The sequence below is a fragment of the Syntrophorhabdaceae bacterium genome (assembly GCA_028713955.1).
Taxonomy (GTDB): Bacteria; Desulfobacterota; Syntrophorhabdia; order Syntrophorhabdales; family Syntrophorhabdaceae; genus UBA5609.
In genome coordinates, this window is the sequence record JAQTNJ010000057.1 from 1 (window position 1) to 4,514 (window position 4,514).

Here is a 4,514-nt window from a genome sequence, read left to right on the forward strand (position 1 = left end):
CGGTTGTGAGCTTTCTCTCATCATACTCCACCCGCCCTATTGTCCTGAGTGTCTTCTTCATGGGTCTTATGGCTGCCGCAACGGTCTTTACCCCTATCATCTGCTGCCTGTCGATGGCAACCTCAACAGTTGCCGTTCGGTCATTTTCGGCAGTTGCTGCCTGGGAAGGTGCCGGAGAGGTGCCGGGCGCTGTTGTACCGGCAGCTTCGGGGGACGGCGATGGGCCCGTTTTGTCCGCCTGTGCCATGTTCATAGTATGAGGAACAGGGATGAAGAGGTATATAACGACAATAATGACAATAATGACAATAACTGAAAGACTGATAAGATATTTTTTTTTCATCTTACGACACCTCGTCTTGATCCTTTAGGTTTTGAGCAAAATCACCTCACATCGATGGGAACCGATACCCGGAGATACTTTCCCGATATGCTGGCTCTGATTACTATTATCCACGGGCCTGTCATGATGAGATCCATGATCGCACTGTATCCTGACCCATCGGGAGGCGCCTTCACCGTATAGTTCATGGGAGGCATGCCCGGCATGGGCGGCATATAATAATTCACCGTTACCGGCACTTTTGTGACATATCTTTCCGATAGGTCTTTGATGTCGATCCGTATCTCGTTTTTGCCCACAATAGGAGGGTTACGATCAATAGCGACATTCACCGTGTAATTGTTCACCTTCCGCCTCATCATGTAACCTTTCCCATCTGCCACGGGAACGAAGACAAAAAACAGGAGGGCAAAAATGAGCGCATCCTGCATAAACTTCCGTAATACCTGTAAACCCTTTGATATCATAAGAGTATTATTTTGAAAATTAAAAATAACCGTATACCCCTTCCAGTCCTTCTTTTGAAATGTCATATGTACACAATAAAATTAACTGAACAAGTATATCTTGTCTGTCACGGAACTAACAATTATTTTGTCATCCTTTTTGTTACTAAAAAGTTCTTAAAAACGTGCTTCATATCTTGTCAGGATTATTCTATGGAGCATTGGTCAGGACCAGATTAAAATCGCTTGACATAATGTGGTAAAAAGGACGACAAAATTATTGTTTGTTTTGTGACAGAAAAGGCCCTTTTTTGTGGTTAATATTATCTGTAATGGATCACAAAAAGTGTTCAAGGAGGGATAATTATGAATAAACGGAGATTATCAATCTTGATTAATCTAATATTGATAATGATTGTTTCTTCTCCCTGGGGAATAGGTCAGCGTAACGCTCAGGCGCTTGACGTCGGGGCGAACGGGTATTACATCCCGGACTACTTCCTGACGCCCAACTGGGCCAACAGCCCGCCGTTGACGAAATTCGTCGACGGGCTGCCCGGAATATGCGGCGCCACTCCCGGCGCGAATCTGCTCGGCCAGTGTATCCCTATCGCTATCCCTGATACGACAAAGTATTCTGGCTCCGATTACTACGAGATCGAGCTTGTTCAGTTCCGCGAAAAGATGCATGCTGCCTTTACTGACCTCAATAACGCAGATAAGATGCTTGCCACGAGCGGCGGCACGCTGCTGCGCGGCTACCGGCAGACCAACACTGCGGATGTGAACCTGTTGACGCCGCACTACCTCGGGCCGGTGATTATCGCTAAGAAGTACGATCCTAATTACGCCCCCGGCGCGGCCTTGCCGACGGGCGGTACAAACGGAAAACCGGTGCGTATCCTGTTCAAGAACAACCTGCCCAGCGAAGCTGGCGGCGACCTCTTTGTCCCTGTAGACACTACCGTTATGGGATCAGGGCCTTTTGAGATCAATTACAACCCGGAAACAAAGGCAATGACAGGTACGCAGACAGGCAATTTTGCGCAAAACCGTTCCGTCGTTCATCTCCACGGCGGACGTACCCCATGGATTAGCGATGGAACACCCCACCAGTGGATCACTCCGGCAGGAGAGACCACAGTCTACCCCAAAGGTGTAAGCGTGGTTTATGTGCCTGACATGTGGTTCGACGGGGCGGGGAATACAATAGATTCATGCGCGGCCAAGACGACCTGCACGGTCGCGGGTGCAACGAACAATCCCGGTTCCGGGAAGGTGACCTACTATTATACCAACCAGCAGAGTTCCAGGCTGCTGTTCTATCACGACCATGCCTGGGGTACCACCCGTCTGAACGTATATGTCGGTATGGCAGCCGGATACCTGATTACGGATCCGACAGAAGAGGCTGCAATCAGCGCTGGGACTCTCCCGAACATGTGTGGAGCGCCCGGAGACATGTGTGAATACCGTTATGGGCTTCCCCTTGTCGTACAGGACAAGACCTTTGTAAATGCCTCCCTGGGCAACGCAGCCACATATACCATGGCTACAGACCCTACCTGGGCCTGGGGATCGAACCCGGCGAAACCTGCGACCGGCACAGCCGTGACAGGCGACCTCTGGTGGCCGCATGTCTATATGCCGGCGCAGAACCCTTACAATCCCAATCTGAGCGGAATAAATGACATGGGTCGGTGGCACTACGGTCCCTGGTTCTTCCCTGCCACCCCGCTGTGCGGATCTTCCGCGGGTGCAGTGAAACCCTACTGCATCGATTATGGTCCTGTCACGAATCCATACTCTAACCCTGCCAATCCCAATTATTCAGTCGATCAGCCGCCTGAGATGCCCGGTACGCCGCACCCATCATGGGGCGCCGAAGCCTTTCTCGATACCATGGTGGTGAATGGAACAGCTTATCCCAAGGTTACCCTGAGCCCACAGGCATACCGTCTCCGTATACTGAACGCCTCCCATGACAGGTTCCTCAACCTGCAGCTCTACAGGGCCACCCCCGGTATCGTGAACGGTATCGCTGTCGGGGCCGGAGGAACAGGGTATACCTCGGTGCCTACCGTCACCATTACGGGTGGCGGAGGAACAGGCGCCACTGCTGTAGCAACGATATCGGGCGAAGCTGTTACTGCTATCGATGTAACAACTGTTGGCAGCGGCTATACTACCGAGCCTACCGTCACCATCACGGGCGGCGGCGGATCGGGCGCCACTGCAACGGCATCAGTATATACGCAATTGACGGAGGTAGGCATGGTCCCCGCAGTGCCGACCTCGGGCTACCCTGCTACCTGGCCGAAAGACGGCAGGGAGGGCGGCGTGCCTGACCCGGCTATGAGAGGCCCGGCGTTTGTCCAGATCGGCAACGAAGGCGGTTTTTTACCGAAGCCGGTAGTGCTGCCGAACCAACCGGTGCAGTGGAATATGGACCCGACGATGTTCAATGTCGGGAATGTGCTCCAGCAGAACGAAGGCGGCGGCACGCTCTTTTTAGGCCCTGCTGAGAGGGCGGACGTGATCGTCGATTTCAGCAAGTTTGCGGGCCAGACGCTCATTCTTTATAATGACGCGCCAACCGCATTCCCGGCGCTTGACCCGCATTACGACTATTACACGGGTGCGCCTGACAGGACAGACATAGGCGGCTACACTGCTATTCCACCGGGTGTTGGTCCCAACATCAGGACGGTCATGCAGATTGTGATCGGAGCCGGGGGTGACAACTCGTCGCCCGTAGATTACTATAATTCGGGTACTTTTACTACCTTGCAGACAGCCTTTGCCGGTTCATCGGGTATCTTCCAGAAGTCTCAGGACCCGATCATAGCCGGACAGACCGCCTATAATACCACCTATAACACCACGTTTCCTGCAACATGGCCCAACTGGGGTATATCGAGGATCTCTGACGGTGCTATCAGCTTCAAGAGGGTTGACGGCACGATAACGAGTAATTTTACAATGGCACCAAAAGCCATCCACGACGAGATGGGTGCGACATTCGATGACTATGGACGGATGAGCGCGAAACTGGGGCTTGAAAGGTCATTTACCAACGCCGCGATCGCGAATTTTATACTCCAGAACTTCGTCGACCCGGCTACTGAGATCGTGAAGCCAAACGAGATCCAGATCTGGAGGGTCACGCATAACGGCGTGGACGCGCACCCGATCCACTTCCACCTCTTCGACGTACAGGTGCTCAACCGGGTCGGCTGGGATGGATTCATCAGGCTGCCCGACGATAATGAACTGGGCTGGAAGGAGACGGTCAGGATGCACCCACTGGAGGATACGATCGTGGCGCTGAAGCCGATCCCCCCCAAGGCGCCTTTTACCCTTCCTAACAGTATCCGTCCTCTGAACCCGGCATACCCAATAGGTTCTATTGAGGGGTTCTCGCAGATAGACACGACAGACGGAGGCAATCTCAATCCGCTTCAGACCAATGTAATGACCAACTTCGGCCACGAATACGTGTGGCATTGTCATATCCTCAGCCATGAGGAGAACGACATGATGCGGCCGATCATATTCAATGTGGATAGCTTACTTTACGCGAGCCTACCCGGCTCCGGCCTCTGGTCGTGGGAATTGGGTAAATGGACCCAACTCCATACAACTGTCCCTGCAAAAATCATAGCCTCAGGGTCGTACCTGTATGTTACCTTTGCAGGATCTGGTCTCTATCAATGGGATGGTAC

Annotated in this window: 3 protein-coding genes; 1 reads left to right on the top strand and 2 read right to left on the bottom strand. The window is 52.6% G+C overall.

Features of this window, described 5'->3' with window-relative positions; all coding sequences use genetic code 11:
* Both PHU49_06865 and PHU49_06870 read right to left on the bottom strand, forming a co-directional pair.
* Positions 1-343 (bottom strand): hypothetical protein (locus tag PHU49_06865; GenBank protein MDD5243722.1); only part of this gene is annotated, 343 nt, incomplete at its 3' end.
* A 41-nt stretch (positions 344-384) separates the two neighbouring features.
* On the bottom strand, positions 385-810 hold the full coding sequence (locus PHU49_06870; GenBank protein ID MDD5243723.1) for a FixH family protein: 426 nt from the start codon (positions 808-810) through the stop codon (positions 385-387).
* Between the two features lie 345 nt (positions 811-1,155).
* Here PHU49_06870 and PHU49_06875 point away from each other — a divergent pair.
* Positions 1,156-4,514: multicopper oxidase domain-containing protein (locus tag PHU49_06875; GenBank protein ID MDD5243724.1), on the top strand; the 3,359-nt coding region annotated here is incomplete at its 3' end.